The sequence below is a fragment of the Chryseobacterium sp. MA9 genome (assembly GCF_024399315.1).
Classification (GTDB): domain Bacteria; phylum Bacteroidota; class Bacteroidia; order Flavobacteriales; family Weeksellaceae; genus Chryseobacterium.
The window spans coordinates 3,972,297-3,992,086 of the sequence record NZ_CP075170.1; the positions used below are offsets into that span (position 1 = coordinate 3,972,297).

The following is a 19,790-nucleotide window of genomic DNA, read 5'->3' on the forward strand; positions in this document are numbered from 1 at the left end:
CGGTTTTTATTTTTTTATCTGAAAATCTATTAAAATCGAAAGAATTAAACCTTGTGGTAACGCAGGATTAGAAAATCTACAGATAAATAATCTGAGTTTTAAGAACCTTTTTACCTAGACGCTCAAGAATATTTTTATAGCCTTCTACCTGGGCCTCATCTTTGGCTTTCTGTTCACCAGTCTTAAAATCAACAATGATATAACCCTCTTCACCTTTTAAAATACGGTCAGGTCTGAAGATATGACTTTCCCCATTTTCAGAAATCATAATATCTTTTTCGTTAATCACTTCCCATTTTTCATCAAAAAATTCCGCATAAGTTTTTACGATCTCCTCTAAAGTGAGCTGTATTTCATTTTTTTCCTCCAAAGTGATTTGACCTTCCAAAGCATATCCTTCCAACACTTTTGAAATATCCTTTTCACTATTGATCTTTGATAAAAGCTCATGTACAAAAAGCCCGATTCTTACCTTTTCATTTCTTACCTGATAGTTTTTAGATGGAGTAGCAATCTTGATAGAAGTACTTTTTTCATTAACATTCTTAAGATCCTGAATATTCTGTGTTTTAAAAGATGAACTTTTATCTTTCGAGTATTTTTTCAGCATTTCAGGATTCACTTCATACACATCAAACTCATCAGCCTGTTCCGGATTTTTTGTTTGAAGGAATTCAAGAAGCTCAAGATTATTTGAAGTCTTATTGGCTTTCTGAAGATAGAAAAACAGCTGTTCAACAGGTCTTGTTGTAGCCACATATTGCAGGCAAAGCCTGTCAATCATATTTTTATAAGAGTTTTTGGTGTTGAAAAACAAAATTTCCTCGTCATAAACTTCCAGGTTCTTATTAAACTGATTGATATTGACGGATTTTAAAGCTTCATTCTCATTCGTATCAAACCAGTTGGTAAATTCGCTGTCCCGGTTTTTATTAATCATAGGAATAAAAACAATAGGGAATTCCAGCCCTTTAGATTTATGGATGGTCATGATCTGGATTGCATCAATATTTTCTGAAGCCTGAATGGTGTAGGAAGAAGCTTCTTCATCCCAATATTTTAAAAATTCTTTCGTACTGGCACCCGCATTCTGGGTAAAGTTGAAAAGCATTTCCAGAAAGTTCAGTAAAAAATCAGTTTCCTTGTTTTTAACAGAAAATTCGTTGATGTAATATTCTATGAAATTATACAGATTAAACCTCGGAAAATTATCCTGCTTAAGCTGCAGTGAATATTTCTCCTGAATAAACTGAAGTATCTCTTCATGGCCTTCAATATCCAGAATTTCTTTCATGTTTAAAGTGAAATCCGGCATTTGAATTTTCCCCAAGGTATTCAGATGATACATCATCATGATCAGACAATGTTTATTTTTAGGATTAAGTTCCCATCGCAGAAATTCAATGACAGCTTTTAACGTATTGGAAAGTTCCAGTGTAAGACCTTTATCGGAAATCGTTTTAATATTTGTTTCCTCACCGTGATATTTAACTTTTAAATTTCCCAGTTTTTGAGAGTAACTGAAAATATCAAAATTTCCACGACAAAGGATAGTGATATCAGAAAACTTAAAACCATTATCCAGGCATTCCTGGATGTCTTTCCGCATTCTTTCTGAAGTATCATTGTAAAACTCCTCATTGGTAAGATTGTCAATCAGGTTCACCTTTACCCGTCCGTCAATCTTTGATTTTGGGCTTTGCTCAGCATCTTCCCCAAAAATATTTTTATGCTCTTCCAAAAGCCCTTCAGAATGGAAACGATACAGCTCATTGTTGAACTGTACAATATTTTTTGCACTTCTCCAGTTGTCCTTTAATACCAAAAGATCAGCTTCCTTAGGTGAGAATTCCTTTTTGTTGATAATATCCAGCATCAGTTTACTCTCTCCACCACGGAATCTATAAATGCTCTGCTTGGGATCACCTACCAATGTAAATGAAGTATTTTCCGTAGAAACACTATGATCTCTCAGCGGAACAAAATTCTGCCACTGCAGTTCTGATGTATCCTGAAACTCATCAAAGAAATAATGTTGAAATTGTGATCCTACCTTTTCATAGATAAAAGCGGAAGGTTCATTCTTAAGATTTTCATTGATCAGAATATTAAATTTAGAAAGAAGAACAAGATCATTTTCCTCCTCAATTTTTTGAAGCTCATCCTGAATATCCTTATTTACCTTTAAGGGAAGAAGAGCAGACAAAACTTTCTCTTTCTTTTGAGTCTCAATGTACAGAAGAATGAGTTTCATTCTGTTATCAAGAAGTTGGTCAAGAATCTCAAAAATCTCAGACTCTTTATGCTTTGACTTGGATGATGCTCCTTTTCTGTAATTGTTGATGACAGATTCTTCCTGAGTGGTAGGAAAAGGAAAACCTGTTCTTTTCTGTTGGTAAAAATCTATGACCTTCGTAAAGAAACCTCCGATTCCGTTTTTGCCCTGAGCAAAATCCTCAATATCAATATTTCTGGATTTGAATAATTCAATAGAACTGGCCGCAAGTTCTGCAGACTGTTTTTTATTGAGAACAATTTCTTTACGAAGGGTATTCTTTATATTCTCATAATTTGCATCATCAAAACTTTTATTGCTTTTCAGATGTTCATAGTGAATATCCTTTACAAATTCTTTTGCCGAATCATAAAGGTTTTTGTTAAGATTGATTCTTTCATTATTTTCAAGACTATAATCTACATAATCCATGAAAGAATTGGAAATTGTTTCATTTTCCCCGATCTGGTCCAGCATTTTATCAACCGCTTCTATCAAAAAGGGTTCAGCTTCAATTTCAAGATTAAAATTTTTAGCCAATCCCAATTCATAAGAAAAGCTTCTTACCAGCCTTGAATTAAAACGGTCAATGGTTCCTATATTCAATGTGGAATAATTGTGGAGAACATAATCCAGTAGCTTCTTAGAACGGTGATGAAGTTCATCAATTGTAATTTTTAGCCCTTCTTCTTCAAAAGCTTTCTGGATATTTTTCAGATCCGTATTCTCTACATAATCTTTAGAAGAGAAATTTCCTAACCATGATAAAATTCTTTCCTTCATCTCGTTTGCTGCTTTATTGGTAAAAGTCAAAGCGAGAATATTCCTGATCGACTGCTGTTGATTAGGATAGCGGAGACAGATCATCAGAAGCCTTTGTACCAGGGCATATGTTTTCCCGGATCCGGCAGAAGCATTGATGACTGTGTAAGAATTTTGCATTGTAAAAAGAGAATTGAGACTGCAAGTTAGCTAAAATTTAAAAGAAATTTTAACAATTTAATTGGGCTATTTAACAGTTTGTAAAGGCAAAAATCAAAAAGAAATATTAAAACGCGTTAACTGTGGTTAAACTTATGGTATAAATTAAAAATAATTTTAGCTTTGCTTTATAAAAAACAGCCAGTGAAACTCAAACTATTCTTTTTTTTATCCTTTATTTTTTTTATCCATACCCATGCCCAAAGTTATATATTCGGAAAGATTACTACTGAAGATGGTGCTGAAATGCAGGATGTGAATGTAATCAACATCCGGACTAATGAAATAGTAGTTTCAAACAGTGACGGTCATTTTATGATTTCCGGAAGACAAGGGGATGAATTACGTTTTATAAAAGCAGGGTACGAACGGCTGATGAGAAAAGTTTCTCAGGAAAATATACAGTCTCCTATGAATATAAGCCTTGTTCGGCAAACCATTCAAATTCCTGAAGTGGAAGTGAAGCAAGGGCTTACCGGAAACCTGAAAATAGATTCAAAACTCTATAACAAACCTAAAAAGGTTGAAAAACTGATCAAAGACCTAGATCGGTATATTGCTCAGAAATCTGATCCAAGAATATTGGCAGCCAAACCGGGGGAATTTGTACAGCCAAAAGGGCAGGGATTCTCTATTGGAAAAGTGAAAAACAAATGGGATGATGTAGATTTGATGCAATATATCAGAGCAAGTCTTGGAGATGACTATTTTACCAATCTTAAGATAGAAAAACCTCTGATAGACCATTTTATTTACTATGTTTTTGCAGGTGGCTTCGAGAGAAAAAAAATACTGAAATACGGATTCTGTAGTGATGCAGATCTGAACAGGTTTCAAAGTTTTGTTCTGACAAGAATTTCATCCTATCGTGCTCCACAAACTCAAAAATAGATGGAGATGAAGTATATCAGAAAGATTCTATTCCTGATGCTGTTTTGTATCGCTTCAGGATTGTGGGCGCAGCAAAAAATATCAGGAAAAGTGATCACAGGGAACGAACTGGATTTAACTCCCATACTCATTGTCAATATTTCAGAAGGCAAAAGTATTCTAAGTGATATGTCCGGGAAATTTGAAATTGAAGCAAAAGAAAATGACGAGATCAGATTTGTCAGAGAAGGGTACTACCGTGTTGATAAGAAGATTACCGGAGAAGAGATGAATTCTCCATTGAATATCATTCTCAAAAGAATGGAAATCCAGATTCCTGAAGTGAAAATTACCTATAAACCTACAGGAAATTTAGTGAAAGATAATCAGCATTTGAATGAATCCAGAAAGCTTCAGTCTTTGAAATCTGATATGGAGGAGTATATGAAAAGTCCGCTTAATCAGCCTTTGCCTACTAATACCATTTCAAAAACTTTTACAGGACATGATTACAATGCGGGGCAGGTAAACCTGTTTGGCGTATTTAATGCTGTATCAGGCTTGGTAAAGAAAGCAACAAAACCAAAAATTACCAAAGCGAATTACAATGAAACCCAGGATTTCCTTAAGAGAGTAAAAAATCAGGTCAATCTGAGTTTTCTGAAAAAATACGGAATGAATGAAGAACAGATTGATGCTTTTCTTCTTTATGCGGAAAAAACACGTTCACTGGCAAAAAGATACAGAAAGGATTTTCAGATAAGTGTGGTAGAATATGAGCTTAAAATCGCCTTTGGAGAGTACAGTAAAACAAATAAACTGGAAGGAACTAAAGAATAACTTTAATAAAAATTGAATTATTTCATTAAAAATATAGAAATATTGGGGCAGAGAAAATTTCTTCTTTTCCTTATGCTTCTGTGCAGTACTTTTATTTTTTCTCAGCAGACAGTAACCGGGCGAGTAGTGGATGATAATGGGGAAAACTTGAGTAAAGTAATTGTTATTAACATGTCTTCCGACAAAAAAGTATATTCTGATTCAGAAGGTGTGTTTTCTATAGAAGCCAATCCCAATGATGAACTGAGATTTGTAAAAGAAGACTTCAACAGAACATCCAGAAGAGTTCTTATCAATGGTATTAATCCTCCCTTATTCATTACTCTTTATCAGATTCCGAGAGATGTAGGAGAAGTAAAGATCGTAAAAAAGCTTACCGGAGATTTGGAAGTGGATTCCCGGATTGTGGCAAAAGTAGATAAAGGAGAACAGGTGAGAGATGCTGTAGGACTTCCGCAGCCGGTTGGAAAAATGAGAGAGAAGCCTGCAGAAGTGAAAAGTGTTCTTTTACCCATACTTTTAGGAAACCTGAATGTTCAGGGAGTATATGATCTGATAAGCGGTAAAGCCAGAAGGCAGAAAAGACAGTATAAATATGATGATCTCCAGGAACACATTGTATGGATTCGGGATAGGATAGATGATGAGTACTTTGTAAAAACAGGAATCCCGGCCGATAGAATTTCAGAATTTATTCAGTTTTCATTTTTAGCGAAGCCTCAGGTACGAACTTACGTGAAAGCAAAAAATCTTTCAGGAGTAATGCTGAGGTTAGAAGAAACGGCACCCCTTTTTATAGAAAGATTGAAAGAAAACGAAAAGTAGTTTAAAGAAAGAAATATTCATCCGGATTGAATAATTCTTCATTCTTTAAAATGTTAAGAAAATCTTAAAATATTGGAATAGAAATTGATACAATCTTTATTGTAACAACAACTCAATTCACAAGTTTTATGAATAAAAATATTTTTGCAATAGCTATAGCCGCGCTGGGTTTCATAATCGGGCTAGGATTTTTAGGAAATGCCATTAAAAACAGAAACAAATCTGAAAATACAATTTCCGTAACAGGGCTCGGTACAAAACAGTTTACATCAGACCTGATCACTTGGTCCGGAAGTTTTTCCAAAAATAATGCTGATTTGAAATCAGCTTATGATGAACTGGCGACAGACAGAAAAGTAATCAATGACTACCTGCTTTCAAAAGGTATACAGCAGAAGGAGATTGTATTTTCTTCCGTAGATATCCAAAAACAGTTCAGAAGTTATAATGATGCCAACGGAAATTATGTACAAGGAGAATTCTCTGGTTATAACCTTACCCAAAAAGTTTCTATTGAAAGTAAAGAAGTTAGCAAAATAGAAAATCTTTCCAGAAATATTACGGAAATTATCAATCGCGGAATTGAATTCACCTCTTCTTCACCAGCGTATTTTTATACTAAATTGGCTACCGTGAAGCAGGAAATGATTGCCAGTGCAACAAAAGATGCCAAAGAACGTGCTGAGAAAATTGCTGAAAACTCAGGGAGCAGTTTGGGAAACCTAAAGAAAGCAACAATGGGCGTAATCCAGATTACAGCTCCCAATTCTAATGAAGACTATTCATATGGAGGAACTTTCAATACTTCTTCTAAAGAAAAAGAAGCCAGTATCACAATAAAACTTGAGTACGAAGTAAATTAACAGAAAAGTTTAGGCAGCTTCAGAATTAAGATTTAAGCTTAACCAAAATATTACACAAGCACCTGTGAAAATCTGCGCAGATCTGTGGTCAAAAAATATAAAAGAAAAACGCCGGAAAACAGTTCCGGCGTTTTATATTTTAACGATAAATAATATCGTAAATTTCTTTTTTGGTTTCTTCTACATTTTCAGGAGTGTAATTAGCAAGCAGCCATAAATTCAAAGATTTTTTCCCTTCTCCATAACTTGGCTGAATATGAGTGTCATCAATCAGACTGAAATTATTTCTCTGATAAAAAGAATAACGTCTTGCAGCATCTTCACTCAAATCTGCAGGCTCAATTTCTAAAATAACGCCCGGATAGTTTTCTGAGATATGATTGATGATATGAGAACCCAGTTTCTTACTTCTGAACGCTTCAAATACTTCAAAATGTTCTACAAAAACAAAATTGCTAAGTTCCCACAAGATGAGGTAGCCAATAGCTTCAGATTCATGAATAACAGACATGAACTTTACATAAGGATTTGAAAATAAACCCTCAAACTGTTCTTTGTCTCTTTGTTCGTCTACAGGAAAAGTAGTTGTGTAAGAATCATAGATTTCCTTAATTCTATGATCCTCAGCAGATGTGATCGGTAAAAATTCCATAGTTTATAAATCAAAGACGCTAGGTCTTCTGGTGATGAAAATATCTTTAATCCAAAGCGTGAATGCCAATCCTACATAGATCAGAAAGAAAAAACCGGCTGTGGCAAAAGTAGAGTAAATGAAGAAAATTCTCAATTTTGATACAGGAATCCCCAGCTTGGCACCTGTTCTTGTCAGTACACCAAACCATTCTCTTTCCATTTTATGACGGATATTACTCAGCATTTCCAGATTGTTATTTAAAAGTTTAAATCCAATACTGCAAGTTAAGGAATTTTTTTGATAAGGTCTTTGTATGGTGATATCTATTAAGAGAACTATTCTTTTAAAAGTTTAAATCCAATACTACACGCTAAACAGTTTTTTACTTCACAACGGGTTTTGTGATGATAGATCATGCTTTGGCTTTCCAATGCATTGGTAATGTTCAGACCAAGTTTTTCCCAGCTTTTAATGATGGTGTTTTTTTCAGCTGAAACCGTTTTGTACAGTTCAATAATTTCATCTGCAATCTCTTCGCGATGGTATTTGTGATAAGTATACTTTAAAGGAAGAACAGTATTTAAAATAAGAAGATTAATGAAATCCTTACTTAATGTTTTAGGCTGTACTTTTGAAATATTTCCGAAATTAAAATGGAAATCCCAGTATTCAGAGGCTTTTATAGCTCTAAATATGTTATATAGCTGATTGGCATTCTTTGCTTCCATAATCTTAGAGAATAGATGCTGATGTTTGTAAAGGTCTGCCAACTGAGACAATCGGATTGTAGGAAAGTTTTGGGGCCTTAATCTTAAAAATTTAGGATGAAACTTCAGATCCGAAATTGAAAATTTGGCTTTAATGAAATCAAATTCTCTTTTCCATATTTTCATCTGTCCGTCCTGGGGTGTCTCAAGCCATCCTGAAATTCCGAACAGTAAAGCTTCAAGCTGAAGAGGATTCTGGCGGATTTTGTTAATAATGCTGTAGTCCAGACTTTCAGCAATTTGCCGGAAAATATGAGCATTGACTTTTAATCCGAATGAATAAGCAAAACTGTGAAATAAAACGGCTTCAAAATTATTTTTATACCGGATTAAACTCTGTTCAAGTTCTTCAGATTTTTCGTCCAGTTTTTTCAGAATATTCTCTTCATGGAAGTTAACAGGTACTTTTTTCGGATTAAAGATATTTTCACAGGCAATAAATTCATTTCCGGTAATGAGCTTCTCATATTTCAATATGATATTTTCATCAATATGATTTTTCAATTCCAAAGTTGGAATATGCTTTCCGGTAAGTTCTTGAATTTCTATATCATGCTGAAGTACAACATGCAGAATGATATTCTGGTAATTGGGATCCTGCGAATGATTGTGAAAAATCCAATCTGAGGAACGAACATGCAGTTCTATATTTCCTGCGAGAAGTAAGCCGTTGATTTTAATTTTAGCATCCAGAAAATCAGGGCCGGCATTTTTATTCCATTTTCCGAAATGGATAATTTCAACGGAATTTCCTTCAATATCCTTGAAGTTAAAATTTTTGAAAACCTTATAGTTCCAAAGATATTGAAGTAGTTTTTCCGTCATAAGTGTGACGATAAATATAATAGAAATATTATACTTTCGTCAACTTCTTATTAAAGTTTTCTATAGTCGTTCTATACATTTTCTCATAGATAGGAAGAATGTTTTTCAAATCGAATTTTATAGCCTGATCTTTCGCGTTTTGCTTCATTTTGGTTAAAAGTTCATCATTGCTCAATAGCTTAATGGTATAGTTGCTCATGGCCTCTACATTTCCGATTTCAGCCAGATATCCTGTTTCACCCTGAATATTCACCTCAGGAATTCCTCCTGCATTGGAACTGATTACCGGAGTATAAGCTGCCATGGCTTCCAAAGCTGCCAAACCGAAACTTTCCTGTTCCGAAGGAAGAAGAAATACGTCCGAAAGCTGTAAAATTTTATACAGATCATTCACCTTTCCTAAAAGACGGATTTTAGAGATAAGATCTGGGTTTTCTTCTAAAAACTGATTGACCTTTTCCATATCAGGACCTTCACCAATGATGATCAGTTTGGATTTTACCTTTTTCTCCACATTCTTAAAGATCTGAAGTACTTCGTCTACACGTTTTACAGGACGAAGGTTGGATACGTGGATCAGAATCTTTTCATCAGGATTGGCAAACTGTGTTCTCTGGCATTCAGAGCAGTCATCAAATTCAGAATTGTCAATGAAATTGGTAATCACCTGAATTTCTTTTTTGATGTTGAAAAACTGAAGGGTATCTTTTTTCAGACTTTCAGAAACTGAAGTAATAGCATCTGATTGGTTGATGGAAAATTCTACAGCATGTTTATAACTTGGGTGCTGGCCTACAAGGGTAATATCTGTACCGTGCAGGGTAGTCACCAGTGGAATATCATTATTGTCTTCCTGAAGCATTTGCTTTGCTGTAAAAGCTGCATAAGCATACGGAATGGCATAATGTGCATGAAGAAGATCCAGTTTATAAAGATTGACAACCCTATAGATCATCGAGCTTAACGCAATATCATAAGGCTGATACTGGAAAAGAGGATAGGTCTGAACATTTACCCTATGGAAGAAAATATTCGGGTTGGTAATGTCTAATCTTGCAGGAAGTGCAGAACTGATGAAATGTACTTCATATCCTTTATTGGCAAGGGACATTCCTAATTCTGTTGCTACAATTCCGCTTCCTCCATATGTGGGATAGCAAAGTATGCCTATTTTCATTAGATTATTGTTGTTTTGATGTTGTATTATTTGTTGGGGTAATTACATTAAGATCAATACCCATTCCTGGTTTCAGCTGATCATTAACCAGTACAGGAAGTTTTCCCCATATTTTTGTTTTTCCGTTTAAAGCATCTGCAGCAGCATTCATTGAATCATCGTTATTTTCATAAGAAACAAGAACCGTTGAAACTTTTGAAATATCAATATCCTTTAATGCATAAGCACTTCCAAATATATTCAGAATTATATTTTGATTTTTGGTAAGATTAGAAAGCACCTGCTTAGATTCTGCTGAAACTTTATAAGGTTTGTAAGCCGTTGAATTATCTTTATGAATACCGATAATTACCGTTGATCCTGCTGGAATAGTATTTATTTCACCCGCTTTTTTGATGATTACATTGTTACCTAATCTGCTGGCGAAAGTCTGATAAGGAGCTTCTTCCAAAGGAACATAGTAGATTTGCTTTCCTGTAAGAGGCAGTAATTTCTTTTCATCCTTTAATAAAGTCAGTGCATTAGAATAAAGATTCTGTATCAGCTGGATATGAGAATTATTATTTAAATCAGTATTGATATTTTCCGGATTTTTTGGTGTGTATTGAGTCAGACCAAGGAAATACTTAGTCAATAAGATTTTTTTCACACTTTCTTCTACTCTGGACTGAGGAATTTCCCCTTTATCAATAGCTTTCTGAATCAGTTTTTTACCTTCAGAAACACCTTGTGAGAAAAGCATAATGTCATTTCCAGCTTTAAACGCCATAGCATCCAGTTCTCCTGGCTTGTATTTATTCGCTACAGCACCCATATTTAATGCATCGGTAATGATTAAACCTTTATAACCCAGCTTGTCTTTCAGTAATCCGGTAATGATATTTTTAGAAACAGACGCGGGAATTCCTTTTCCTGATTCTAAGCTTGGAACATATAAATGAGCAACCATTACACCACCAATTCCTTTATTCATCAAAGCTTTGAATGGTGCCAGTTCTATTGTATTAAGCCTGTCCATAGAGTGGGAAACCACAGGAAGGTCAAGGTGTGAGTCTGTACTGGTATCTCCGTGCCCCGGGAAATGTTTAATCGCTGCTAATATATTGTTATCCTGAAGACCATTAGAGTAGGACAGGGCAGAGCTGATTACATTATCTACTTCAGAACCAAAACTTCTGTTCCCAATGATAGGATTATTAGGATTGGTATTGACATCCACTACAGGTGCAAAATCCCAGTTGATTCCCATTCTGTGACAATCCTCAGCAATTTTTGCGGCCATCTGATATACAAGATTTTTATCCTGGATAGCACCTAATGTCATTGCCCATGGAAATTTGTGAGCAGTGGCTATTCTCTGGTACAGGCCCCATTCGGCATCCATACCAATCATCAAAGGAATTTTAGATTTCTGCTGAAATTCATTGACCAGGTCGATTTCCTTTGCGGCATCATCCTGCATTAAGATCAGGCCGCCTATTTTATCATTAGTAACAATGTTTCTTATCTGGCTGATATAATCTTCTCCTTTATTGGTATAAAGCGCAACAATAAAAAGCTGTCCTAGTTTTTCATCCTGAGAAAGATTTTTATAGGTTTTGTCAACCCATTGCTTAGCCTTTTTCAAATCTTCCTTAGAAGCATTTTTAGGCTGATATTGGGCGTTCACCTTAGGACTTATCAATGCGACAATAAAGAGTGAAGTATATAATAATTTCTTCATGACTTTTTGAATAAGAACAAAAATACAATTAAAAAAATGAGGAAAACAAAGTTTTTGAGATTTTTGGTATATGATTTGAATACGCAATATAAATAATAACTAAACTTTAATAAGAAATGAAAAAAATACTTCTCTTTTTATTCCTGGGTGCTGTAGGTTTTACCGCTTATAGCTGTGACAATAGTGATGATGTTGTGGTATCAAAAGATTATGATACTATTAACCAGTCGTTTGATATAAGTCCTAGTTTTACTAAAATCGATGATAATCTTTACAGATGGAGTGATGATTTTAACAGCCCATTAGTACAGTCCGATATGGTACTTATTTATATGCAGGTTGGAACTGATGGAGGTTCTCCTATCTGGAAGCTTCTTCCATATACTCGTTATGTAGGTAATGCAAATAATGATGCTGTAGATTATATTTATGAATTCAGTAAATTTGCTGCTACCATTAATATTAATTCTACTGCTGCATTTAGTTTAACAGCTAATCCGTCATACTACCAGAATAAAAATTTCAGAGTTCTTATTCTTCCTGCTAACGGAACGGGAACAGGTGGCGCAAAAGCAGCCAAAGGTAATGTAGTAGATTATAACGATTACAAGAGTGTAATTAAATATTACAATATTGACGAGTCTAAAATCAAGACTAAATAATTTAGAATATCTTTTCAGTTTTTTATAATTAAAAAAGCTCCGGGAGAAATCTCGGGGCTTTTGATTTATCAATGACCGATTTTAATGATTTTAGGCACCATAATTTCAAGTATCGTCTATAAAAGGATGGAAGGTGAAGGTAAAGGTAAGAGCCTGCTAAATTTTAGGTCTATTTGAGCATTTTACGTGTGAAATCTGTGATCTGAATTAAAATGAGAATTTCTTCAGGAATATTAATAAAAACAAAAGCTTCAGATTTTCTGAAGCTTTTGTTTTTATTTAGTTATCATTGTCATCCAGAAGATGTCCAAAGAAGTCTTTTTTTGTTTGCAGATATCCTTTGCTTATTTCGTTTGCAGGAATCTGTAGCGGTACTCTTGAATTAAGGTGAATATTGCTGTCTACCACATATTTTACCTTTTCAGGGTTATTGGTCAGAAGGTTAATATCTTTTACATCCAGCAGATTAAGAATTTCAATGGCTACTCCAAAGTTTCTGTCATCTGCAGGAAGTCCCAGCTCAAGATTGGCCTGTACGGTGTCCAACCCTTTTTCCTGTAGAGAATATGCCTTCAGCTTGTTGATGATCCCGATGTTTCTTCCTTCCTGGCGAAGGTAGATGATAATTCCACCGTTTTCATGGATATATTTCATTGCAGCATCCAATTGTTGGCCGCATTCACATTTTTTTGAATGGAAAACTTCTCCGGTAATACATTCTGAATGGAAACGAACATTGACAGGCTTTGAAAAATCTGTATTTTCAGCAACAATGGCCATATGAGGCATCCAGTCGTTTTCGTTTTCGGAGAAAGCTATCATTCGGAAAGTACCGTGCTCTGTAGGAACATTGGCTTCCGCCTGAATTTTAATCATTGATAGTTCAATTAGTTTTTAACTTCCTGGCAAAGCATCTTCAATAACAGAGATATTGGTTTTTAAACGAACCAGATATCTGTTGAGAACTTCATCGTCATCTCTGTCAAGATTCTGTCTTAGCTTTTGAATTTTTTTGTATGATTTTTCGAAGCTTTTAAGGGCTCTGCTCTTACCGGCAGAATTACTGGCATCAATAGCATATAAATAATTCTGAAGGCTGTATTTCAAACTGGTAACCTCATCATTCAACCCATTGTTTTTAAACTTGGGAAAAGTGGAGATCATATTTGAAATTTCAGAAGCATTTATATTTTCTTTAATATTGATATTAAAATTCTTCTTTGAGCCTCTGTCGGAATCAGAACCTTTGGTATCACTATAAAAATTATTTGACAACGGGGAAAGATTTAGCTTTTCCGTTGCGCAGGAAGATGTTAATATGATAAGTACTCCAAGAAAAATTAATCGTTTCATTTCTGTTGCCCTTTTTGATAAAGGATTGGGTTAAGACTTTCATCGTTATACATTTTCATTTGTTTGTATACTTTCATCTTAACGTTACCGTTCTCAATATCAGCAAGCAACTGATTTATAGAAGTAGACAGATCCTCTTTCTGAGTAAGCAGAACATCCAGTTTAGCCTGGCAGTTGTTTCTGTGTTCTTCAGAAGCAGATTCTCTATTCGCTTCTAACGACATATGATAAACCTTTAATGCAAGAATTGATAATCTGTCTACTGCCCAAGCGGGAGTTTCTGTATTTATTTTTGCTTCAGATTTAGGAGTTATATTTTCAAACTTAGTAAGGAACCAGCCGTCAATATATTCTACCAGATCAGTTCTTTTCTGATTGGAAGCGTCTATTGTTCTCTTGAGTTGAAGAGCTTCAGCCGGATCAATATTTTCATCTCTAATTATATCTTCCAGATGCCATTGAACGGTATCAATCCAGTTCTTTGCATACAAAATCCGTTCCAAACTATTTTCTTCGAACGGGTTATTAATTAGAGTGTTAACGTCATCAGACACGTGATAGTCTTCAATAGCTTGATTGAAGACTTTCCATGCAGTCTCAGTAAATTTCATTAATTCTAAGGAATTTTAGTTACTTGGAGAATTATTATCGTTCGAAGTTGGTTTCTTTTCAGAACCTGGCTTGTCTTCTTCTTTTACTGCATCTTTAAATTCCTTGATTCCTGAACCTACTCCTCTCATTAATTCCGGAATTTTCTTTCCTCCAAAAAGTAATACTAAAAGTATTGCTACGATAAGGATATGTTGCCAAGATAAGGCAAGTATTGTTAGTGTATTCATCTCTTAAAATTTTTGCAAAGTTACACTTTTTTTAATATGAAATCCAACCTAATGGATCAACTGGTGTACTTCCGTTCCATACTTGAAAATCAAGTGTATAAGCGCCATCAAAATCCTGGGCAATAGTACCTATTGCTGTTCCTGATGAAACCTGCTGTCCTTTGGAAACATTTGCATTGGATAAGTTGGAATAAATGGTAAAATATCCACCGTGTTTGATAATAACAGTCTTGGTACCATCACTGCTTGCTACAACCGAAGATACAGTCCCCGGGAATACAGATTTAGCACGTGTACCTGAAGGCACGGAAATTTTAATACCGGTATTGTCTTCAGATATATTTTTGAAAACCGGGTGCTGCTGTCTTCCGAAACGGTGAGTGATCTGTCCGGCTCTGTCAGCAGGATAACCAAGTCTTCCTCTGTTGTCTGCAAAGCTGTTTCCGGTAGCAGTGGAAACTCCGTAGCTTGTCATTGCCTTCGTTTCAGCAGCTTTTTTCTCTTCTTCTTTTCTCTTCGTAAGGGCTGCTTCTGCTGCTCTTGCTGCCGTCAATTTATCTGCAGCTTCTTTAGCTCTTGCATTGGCTTCGTCAGAAGCTTTTTTAGCTGCTATTCTTCTTGATTCATCTCTTGCATTAGCTTCAGCTTTGGCAGCATCTTCACTACGTTTTCTTTCTTCTTCGGCTCTCTTAGCCGCCAGATCTGCAGCTCTCTTAGCTTCTGCTTCAGCAAGTCTTCTTTCTCTTTCAAGGGCTTCTGCTCTTGCTTTAGCTTCCGCTTCAATCCTTGCTTTTTCTCTTTCAGCAGCTATTTTTGCCAAACGTATTTTTTCTGCTTCTGCTTTTCTTCTTGCTTCTTCCTCTGCTTTAGCAATTCTGATTTCCTCAGCAATAATAGCTCTGATCTGTCCTTCCAATGCTTTAGACTGAACTTGTTTTTGCTTAAGTTCAGCTGTTAGTTTGGATTCGTTTTTCTTAAAATCAGTTACTAATTGCTCTTTTTGGGCTCTTTCAGCATTGATCGTTGCTAAATCCTTTTGTTGGTTTGCCAAAAGGTTCGCTTTCTCTTTTACAGAGTTTTGTCTTTGTGCAATTGTTTTCTTGATCAGGTTGGCAGCATTTGTAATTTCAGCGGCTTTTTTATCCTGATAATCTGAGTATTGTTTCAGGTACTGTACTCTGCGTATACCTTCTCCCAAATTTTTGGCAGAAAGAATAAAAGTTACTTTGTTCTGTACGCCTTTATTTTTATAAGCATTCACCAAAACCTCAGCATAGTTTTTTCTCAACACAGCCAGTTCTTTGTTCTGACGGTTGATTTCCAGCTGACGTAAATAGATATCATCCTCAATGAATCTTTTTTCTTTCTGGGTATTATTATAAACCTTCTCTCTTAAAATCAACTTTTGGTTCACATTAGAAAGATAGGCTATAGAAAGCTTAGATTCACTTCTGGTTTTGGCTAAATCGGAATTTATTTGTGCAATTTGTTTTTTAAGTTCGGCATTCTGCTTCTGCAGCTGTTCTTTGTTCTGCTGTCCCTGGTGCAGTCCAAACATCAAAACACCTATTAAAAAGCTAAATTTTTTAATCATTTAATCTCAATTTTCTTATAACTGGATGGTACAGAATAAGGTGTTTCCATCCTCGAAAAGTCAAATTTCGTGTTTTCCATTAAAATCTGACTAGATTTTGAGCCTTTTATAATTATTTTAACATTTTTTGGAAGACGGATTCCTTCGTATTCATTCCAGTCACTATAAGAAACATCAAGCTCGTCTGAAGACAAAATATCTTTTAAGTTGACAGACAATAAATCGTAATTTGTGTCATATTGAAGTGCTATTTTATATTCTCTGTTTTTTTCATCCGTCGTAATTTTCTGATTGATGTTAGAAACCATTTTGAAGCCTTGTGCATTCTGCGTCAGATCAAATTGTCTGTCATTTATTTTGACAAAAGTTCTTCCTAACAGGATTTTTTCCAAAGATTTATAATCAATGAAATTAACATTCAGTAAATTATTAAGATAATCAAAATCAGAATCTATATAGGTTTTATTGATCTTATCCTGACCTTTTATTCCTTCAGGAGTAGCAATACCTCTTGCTGCATTGATGAATAATGCTCTGAGATTCATCCACACCTTTTTATCATTTTCAATATAAATGGTAGCATCCAGTGTGGGTACAAAACTTCCTGTTTCTACCCGAACTTTACTGTCGATCTTGATCTGCTCAAATTTGGGTGGAATCAATACATGTTCGTAAAAAGTGAGTTTGTCTCTCACCGGTTGGTTTACATCTTTTGGATCTCCATTGTCTTTATCTACTGTTGTAGTAATACTGTCCCGTGTCTGATCTGTATCATTTTGAACTTTGGTACGGGTCTTACAGGATGATAAGGCAAGAAGTAATAAAAGAAGGGGAATCCAATTTTTCATGTATTTATCTTTAGTTAAAAAATACGGTGCAATATTAACGCCAAACCACACAAAACATTTTGTGTGGCCTGGTGATATCTTGTTTAAGTTAAATAATTTCTATTCTTTTATTTAGATAGAAAATCTAAAACGGAATAGTCTCCCAAAGAAATTTCTCTGGCTACTCCGAAATATTGTGCAGAATTACCGATCATAGAATTGGAAAGGTTTCCATGATTGATTCTGGTATTTTCCTGAATCAAGGAGTTTTCAATATTAGAATTAACAACTGTTGTATTGTTTCCTAATGAAACTCCAGGTCCTACTTTTGAATTGGAGATTTTTACATTTTCACCAATAAAGCACGGCTGAATAATCAAAGAATTTTCAATCACGGCAGAAGCAGGGTGATTCTTCATTTCTTCTCTTTCATATTCAAGGATTTTGCTGTTGGTTTCTACAGTGGCATTTTTGTTACCGCAGTCCATCCAGTCGTTTACTTTTCCAAGGGTAAACTTGGCTCCTTTAGATCTAAGGTTTTCAAGTGCTGTTGTCAATTGATACTCACCTCCGTTTTTAATATCATTGTCCATGATATAGTTGATCTCTTCCATCAGTTTTTCAGCACTGTTGAAATAATAAATACCAATGATGGCAAGATCTGAAACATAAGTAGTCGGTTTTTCAACAAAATCTGTGATGAATCCATAGTTGTCTAACTTTACAACTCCGAAAGCAGATGGATCTTCCACGCTTTTTACCCAGATCACTCCATCAGAATTTTTGTCTAATTGGAAGTCTGCACGGAAAAGGGTATCTGCAAAAGCAATAACGATATCTCCCTGCATAGATTGCTCAGCACATTTGATTGCATGAGCGGTACCAAGAGGGTCATTCTGATAATATATGCTTCCTTTTGCTCCCAGCTTTTCAGCAATCTGAATAAGGGATCTTTCGATCTCAGGGCCAAAATCTCCGATGATAAAGGCTACCTCTTCAATATTTTCTCCTGCAACTTTAGCAATATCTTCCACCAATCTCTGTACGATAGGTTTTCCTGCAATAGGAATAAGCGGTTTTGGAACTGTCAGTGTATGGGGACGTAATCTGGAACCACGTCCAGCCATAGGAACAATAATTTTCATAAATTATATAAAAAATTTTTTATAGTTATTTTAATAATTTGGTTAAAGATAATAATTAAAACCTTTGTTGGGATATGATTTATATCTTTTTAATATTTGAATAGGTTTGTTTACTATCAAAATAAAGACCAAAGTTTAATTCTTTCTGATTCTTGATAAAATCAAGTCTTTTTCGGAATAAATCAAAATTCCGGTGAAGATTAAAAATAGTACATTACTTGTTAAAATATTATAGTTGAGATATTTTACAATAATGAAACTAAAGATTCCAAGTAATATAAGGAAGAAGGACATTTTCTTCATTCTGTAAGGAATAGGATAATATTTCTGGCCGAGAAGATAAGATACAATCATCATAATAACATAGGCGCCGAATGTAGCCCATGCAGAACCGATCATGCTGTGATAATAGTTTAAGGCTAAAAGGTTGAGGGAAATGTTTATTCCTGCTCCAAGCCATGAAATAACAGTTCCCACACTGGTTCTGTCCGTTACTTTATACCAGGTGGAAAAGTTATAATATATTCCGAAGCATAGATTGGCAATAACAATAATCGGAATGATATCTATGGCGATCCAATAAGATTTGTTGGGAATGAAAACTTCTTTCAGCCAGGATATATTGGCGATGATTCCTAAAGCTACGGCACAGGCAAAAAAGGAAAAGTATTCTGCTACTTTGGCATAAGTCTTTTTAGCATCACCTTTATCCATTTGTTTAAAAAAGAAAGGCTCAATACCCATTCGGTATGCAGTAACAAATAAGGTCATTAGTACAGCAAGTTTATAGCAGCCACCATACGCACCAGCTTCTTCGTCTGAAATATGATTTCTCTGGATAGATTTATCAAAGTTTTCATTGACCATAAAAGCTAGACCTGCCAGCATGAGCGGAAAGGAATACTTAATCATACGCCCGAACAAAGAGGTCACAAACTGAAATCTTACTTTTAATATAATAGGAAGCAGTAATAAAACCCCTAGAGCACTTCCCGCCAAATTACTGAAGAACGGATAGTCTACATTTTGGTCCAATCCAAAACTTTTGGATATACTTTCCGGAATCCAGAAGAATAATGCCGCTGTAAAAACGGCCTGAAATATAGCCTGAACAACTCTTACTGCAGAATATTTGATGGGCTTATTATGAAAACGAAGCCAAGCAAATGGGATCACTAATAAATTGTCAAAAAAACCAATTAAAGCAAACCATCTGATATATTCCGGGTTATCATGATAGCCTAAATAATCTGCAATAGGCTGATTGAATAAATAACAGAATGCAAGGAAAATAGTTGAGGTTGAAAATAAAAACCAGAACGAAGTATTGAAGGTCTTTTTCTCATTATCCTCTTCAGCAGAAAACCGGAAATACGCCGTTTCAAAACCGAAAGAAAGTATAATATTAACAAACGAAATCCATGCGTAAAGCTGGGTGAAAATCGCAAAACCTTCATTGGGAATTTTATAGATCAAAAGTGGATTCAGGATGAATAAAATAATTCTGGGTGCTATAGCCCCCGCTCCATAGATGATTGTCTGCCCTAATAGTTTCTTATACAAAGTCGAAATTTTTTACAAATGTAAAAC

19 protein-coding genes are annotated in these 19,790 nt (G+C 35.0%); 5 read left to right on the forward strand and 14 right to left on the reverse strand.

The window, feature by feature from the left end:
* Window positions 1-76 precede the first annotated feature (76 nt).
* Window positions 77-3,217: an exodeoxyribonuclease V subunit beta gene (locus KIK00_RS18125; RefSeq protein WP_255813721.1), complete on the reverse strand. Its 3,141-nt coding sequence runs from the start codon at window positions 3,215-3,217 to the stop codon at window positions 77-79.
* 183 nt (window positions 3,218-3,400) lie between these two features.
* Between KIK00_RS18125 and KIK00_RS18130 the strand changes: the two genes are divergently transcribed.
* From KIK00_RS18130 to KIK00_RS18145, 4 genes are all read left to right on the forward strand, one after another.
* Window positions 3,401-4,147, forward strand: a complete 747-nt coding sequence (locus tag KIK00_RS18130; protein ID WP_255813722.1) for a hypothetical protein — start codon at window positions 3,401-3,403, stop codon at window positions 4,145-4,147.
* Between the two features lie 6 nt (window positions 4,148-4,153).
* The gene (locus KIK00_RS18135; protein WP_255813723.1) at window positions 4,154-4,966 is read left to right on the forward strand and encodes a hypothetical protein; all 813 of its coding nucleotides are present in this window, start codon (window positions 4,154-4,156) and stop codon (window positions 4,964-4,966) included.
* 12 nt (window positions 4,967-4,978) lie between these two features.
* Entirely contained in the window at window positions 4,979-5,791 is an 813-nt protein-coding gene (locus KIK00_RS18140; protein ID WP_255813724.1) for a carboxypeptidase-like regulatory domain-containing protein, read from the forward strand.
* Window positions 5,792-5,919: 128 nt separating this feature from the next.
* Window positions 5,920-6,654 (forward strand): SIMPL domain-containing protein, encoded by a 735-nt coding sequence (locus KIK00_RS18145; RefSeq protein WP_255813725.1) that lies wholly within the window; start codon window positions 5,920-5,922, stop codon window positions 6,652-6,654.
* 139 nt (window positions 6,655-6,793) lie between these two features.
* On the opposite strand, the gene KIK00_RS18150 is transcribed toward KIK00_RS18145, so the two are convergent.
* The 5 genes from KIK00_RS18150 to KIK00_RS18170 form a co-directional block, all read right to left on the reverse strand.
* Window positions 6,794-7,306 (reverse strand): GNAT family N-acetyltransferase, encoded by a 513-nt coding sequence (locus KIK00_RS18150; protein ID WP_255813726.1) that lies wholly within the window; start codon window positions 7,304-7,306, stop codon window positions 6,794-6,796.
* Window positions 7,307-7,309: 3 nt separating this feature from the next.
* Window positions 7,310-7,531, reverse strand: a complete 222-nt coding sequence (locus KIK00_RS18155) for a PspC family transcriptional regulator (RefSeq protein ID WP_255813727.1) — start codon at window positions 7,529-7,531, stop codon at window positions 7,310-7,312.
* Between the two features lie 92 nt (window positions 7,532-7,623).
* A complete protein-coding gene (locus KIK00_RS18160) occupies window positions 7,624-8,880 on the reverse strand; it encodes a DUF2851 family protein (protein ID WP_255813728.1) in 1,257 nt (418 codons plus the stop codon).
* Window positions 8,881-8,908: 28 nt separating this feature from the next.
* On the reverse strand, window positions 8,909-10,057 hold the full coding sequence (gene bshA / locus KIK00_RS18165; protein ID WP_047374001.1) for an N-acetyl-alpha-D-glucosaminyl L-malate synthase BshA: 1,149 nt from the start codon (window positions 10,055-10,057) through the stop codon (window positions 8,909-8,911).
* 4 nt (window positions 10,058-10,061) lie between these two features.
* The gene (locus tag KIK00_RS18170; RefSeq protein ID WP_255813729.1) at window positions 10,062-11,780 is read right to left on the reverse strand and encodes a glycoside hydrolase family 3 protein; all 1,719 of its coding nucleotides are present in this window, start codon (window positions 11,778-11,780) and stop codon (window positions 10,062-10,064) included.
* A 116-nt stretch (window positions 11,781-11,896) separates the two neighbouring features.
* Between KIK00_RS18170 and KIK00_RS18175 the strand changes: the two genes are divergently transcribed.
* The gene (locus tag KIK00_RS18175) at window positions 11,897-12,442 is read left to right on the forward strand and encodes a hypothetical protein (protein ID WP_255813730.1); all 546 of its coding nucleotides are present in this window, start codon (window positions 11,897-11,899) and stop codon (window positions 12,440-12,442) included.
* A 279-nt stretch (window positions 12,443-12,721) separates the two neighbouring features.
* Here the strand turns inward: KIK00_RS18175 and ribA are convergent, their stop codons facing one another.
* From ribA to KIK00_RS18215, 8 genes are all read right to left on the reverse strand, one after another.
* Window positions 12,722-13,318 (reverse strand): GTP cyclohydrolase II, encoded by a 597-nt coding sequence (ribA, locus tag KIK00_RS18180; RefSeq protein ID WP_034695719.1) that lies wholly within the window; start codon window positions 13,316-13,318, stop codon window positions 12,722-12,724.
* 18 nt (window positions 13,319-13,336) lie between these two features.
* Window positions 13,337-13,795: a hypothetical protein gene (locus KIK00_RS18185; protein WP_255813731.1), complete on the reverse strand. Its 459-nt coding sequence runs from the start codon at window positions 13,793-13,795 to the stop codon at window positions 13,337-13,339.
* Entirely contained in the window at window positions 13,792-14,406 is a 615-nt protein-coding gene (locus KIK00_RS18190) for a DUF4254 domain-containing protein (protein ID WP_255813732.1), read from the reverse strand. Before KIK00_RS18190 ends, KIK00_RS18185 begins: the two co-directional genes overlap by 4 nt.
* 15 nt (window positions 14,407-14,421) lie before the next feature.
* Entirely contained in the window at window positions 14,422-14,634 is a 213-nt protein-coding gene (locus KIK00_RS18195; RefSeq protein WP_047373994.1) for a twin-arginine translocase TatA/TatE family subunit, read from the reverse strand.
* A gap of 31 nt (window positions 14,635-14,665) precedes the next feature.
* Window positions 14,666-16,228 carry a peptidoglycan DD-metalloendopeptidase family protein gene (locus KIK00_RS18200; protein ID WP_255813733.1) on the reverse strand — a complete coding sequence of 521 codons (1,563 nt, stop codon included), beginning with the start codon at window positions 16,226-16,228 and terminating at the stop codon, window positions 14,666-14,668.
* The gene (locus KIK00_RS18205) at window positions 16,225-17,076 is read right to left on the reverse strand and encodes a DUF4292 domain-containing protein (protein ID WP_255813734.1); all 852 of its coding nucleotides are present in this window, start codon (window positions 17,074-17,076) and stop codon (window positions 16,225-16,227) included. Before KIK00_RS18205 ends, KIK00_RS18200 begins: the two co-directional genes overlap by 4 nt.
* 107 nt (window positions 17,077-17,183) lie before the next feature.
* Complete coding sequence (locus KIK00_RS18210; RefSeq protein WP_142719680.1) at window positions 17,184-18,200, reverse strand: sugar phosphate nucleotidyltransferase; 1,017 nt, start codon at window positions 18,198-18,200, stop codon at window positions 17,184-17,186.
* 135 nt (window positions 18,201-18,335) lie between these two features.
* Window positions 18,336-19,763, reverse strand: a complete 1,428-nt coding sequence (locus KIK00_RS18215) for an oligosaccharide flippase family protein (RefSeq protein WP_255813735.1) — start codon at window positions 19,761-19,763, stop codon at window positions 18,336-18,338.
* Window positions 19,764-19,790: the final 27 nt, after the last annotated feature.

Bases quoted from the DNA above. Each gene is read 5' to 3' on its own strand.
- KIK00_RS18210 (WP_142719680.1), bottom strand. From the start codon at position 18,200: ATGAAAATTATTGTTCCTATGGCTGGACGTGGTTCCAGATTACGTCCC.
- KIK00_RS18195 (WP_047373994.1), bottom strand. From the start codon at position 14,634: ATGAATACACTAACAATACTTGCCTTATCTTGGCAACATATCCTTATC.
- KIK00_RS18175 (WP_255813730.1), top strand. From the start codon at position 11,897: ATGAAAAAAATACTTCTCTTTTTATTCCTGGGTGCTGTAGGTTTTACC.
- KIK00_RS18205 (WP_255813734.1), bottom strand. From the start codon at position 17,076: ATGAAAAATTGGATTCCCCTTCTTTTATTACTTCTTGCCTTATCATCC.
- KIK00_RS18150 (WP_255813726.1), bottom strand. From the start codon at position 7,306: ATGGAATTTTTACCGATCACATCTGCTGAGGATCATAGAATTAAGGAA.
- KIK00_RS18190 (WP_255813732.1), bottom strand. From the start codon at position 14,406: ATGAAATTTACTGAGACTGCATGGAAAGTCTTCAATCAAGCTATTGAA.
- KIK00_RS18185 (WP_255813731.1), bottom strand. From the start codon at position 13,795: ATGAAACGATTAATTTTTCTTGGAGTACTTATCATATTAACATCTTCC.
- bshA (WP_047374001.1), bottom strand. From the start codon at position 10,057: ATGAAAATAGGCATACTTTGCTATCCCACATATGGAGGAAGCGGAATT.
- KIK00_RS18135 (WP_255813723.1), top strand. From the start codon at position 4,154: ATGAAGTATATCAGAAAGATTCTATTCCTGATGCTGTTTTGTATCGCT.
- KIK00_RS18160 (WP_255813728.1), bottom strand. From the start codon at position 8,880: ATGACGGAAAAACTACTTCAATATCTTTGGAACTATAAGGTTTTCAAA.
- ribA (WP_034695719.1), bottom strand. From the start codon at position 13,318: ATGATTAAAATTCAGGCGGAAGCCAATGTTCCTACAGAGCACGGTACT.
- KIK00_RS18125 (WP_255813721.1), bottom strand. From the start codon at position 3,217: ATGCAAAATTCTTACACAGTCATCAATGCTTCTGCCGGATCCGGGAAA.
- KIK00_RS18200 (WP_255813733.1), bottom strand. From the start codon at position 16,228: ATGATTAAAAAATTTAGCTTTTTAATAGGTGTTTTGATGTTTGGACTG.
- KIK00_RS18170 (WP_255813729.1), bottom strand. From the start codon at position 11,780: ATGAAGAAATTATTATATACTTCACTCTTTATTGTCGCATTGATAAGT.
- KIK00_RS18155 (WP_255813727.1), bottom strand. From the start codon at position 7,531: ATGCTGAGTAATATCCGTCATAAAATGGAAAGAGAATGGTTTGGTGTA.
- KIK00_RS18145 (WP_255813725.1), top strand. From the start codon at position 5,920: ATGAATAAAAATATTTTTGCAATAGCTATAGCCGCGCTGGGTTTCATA.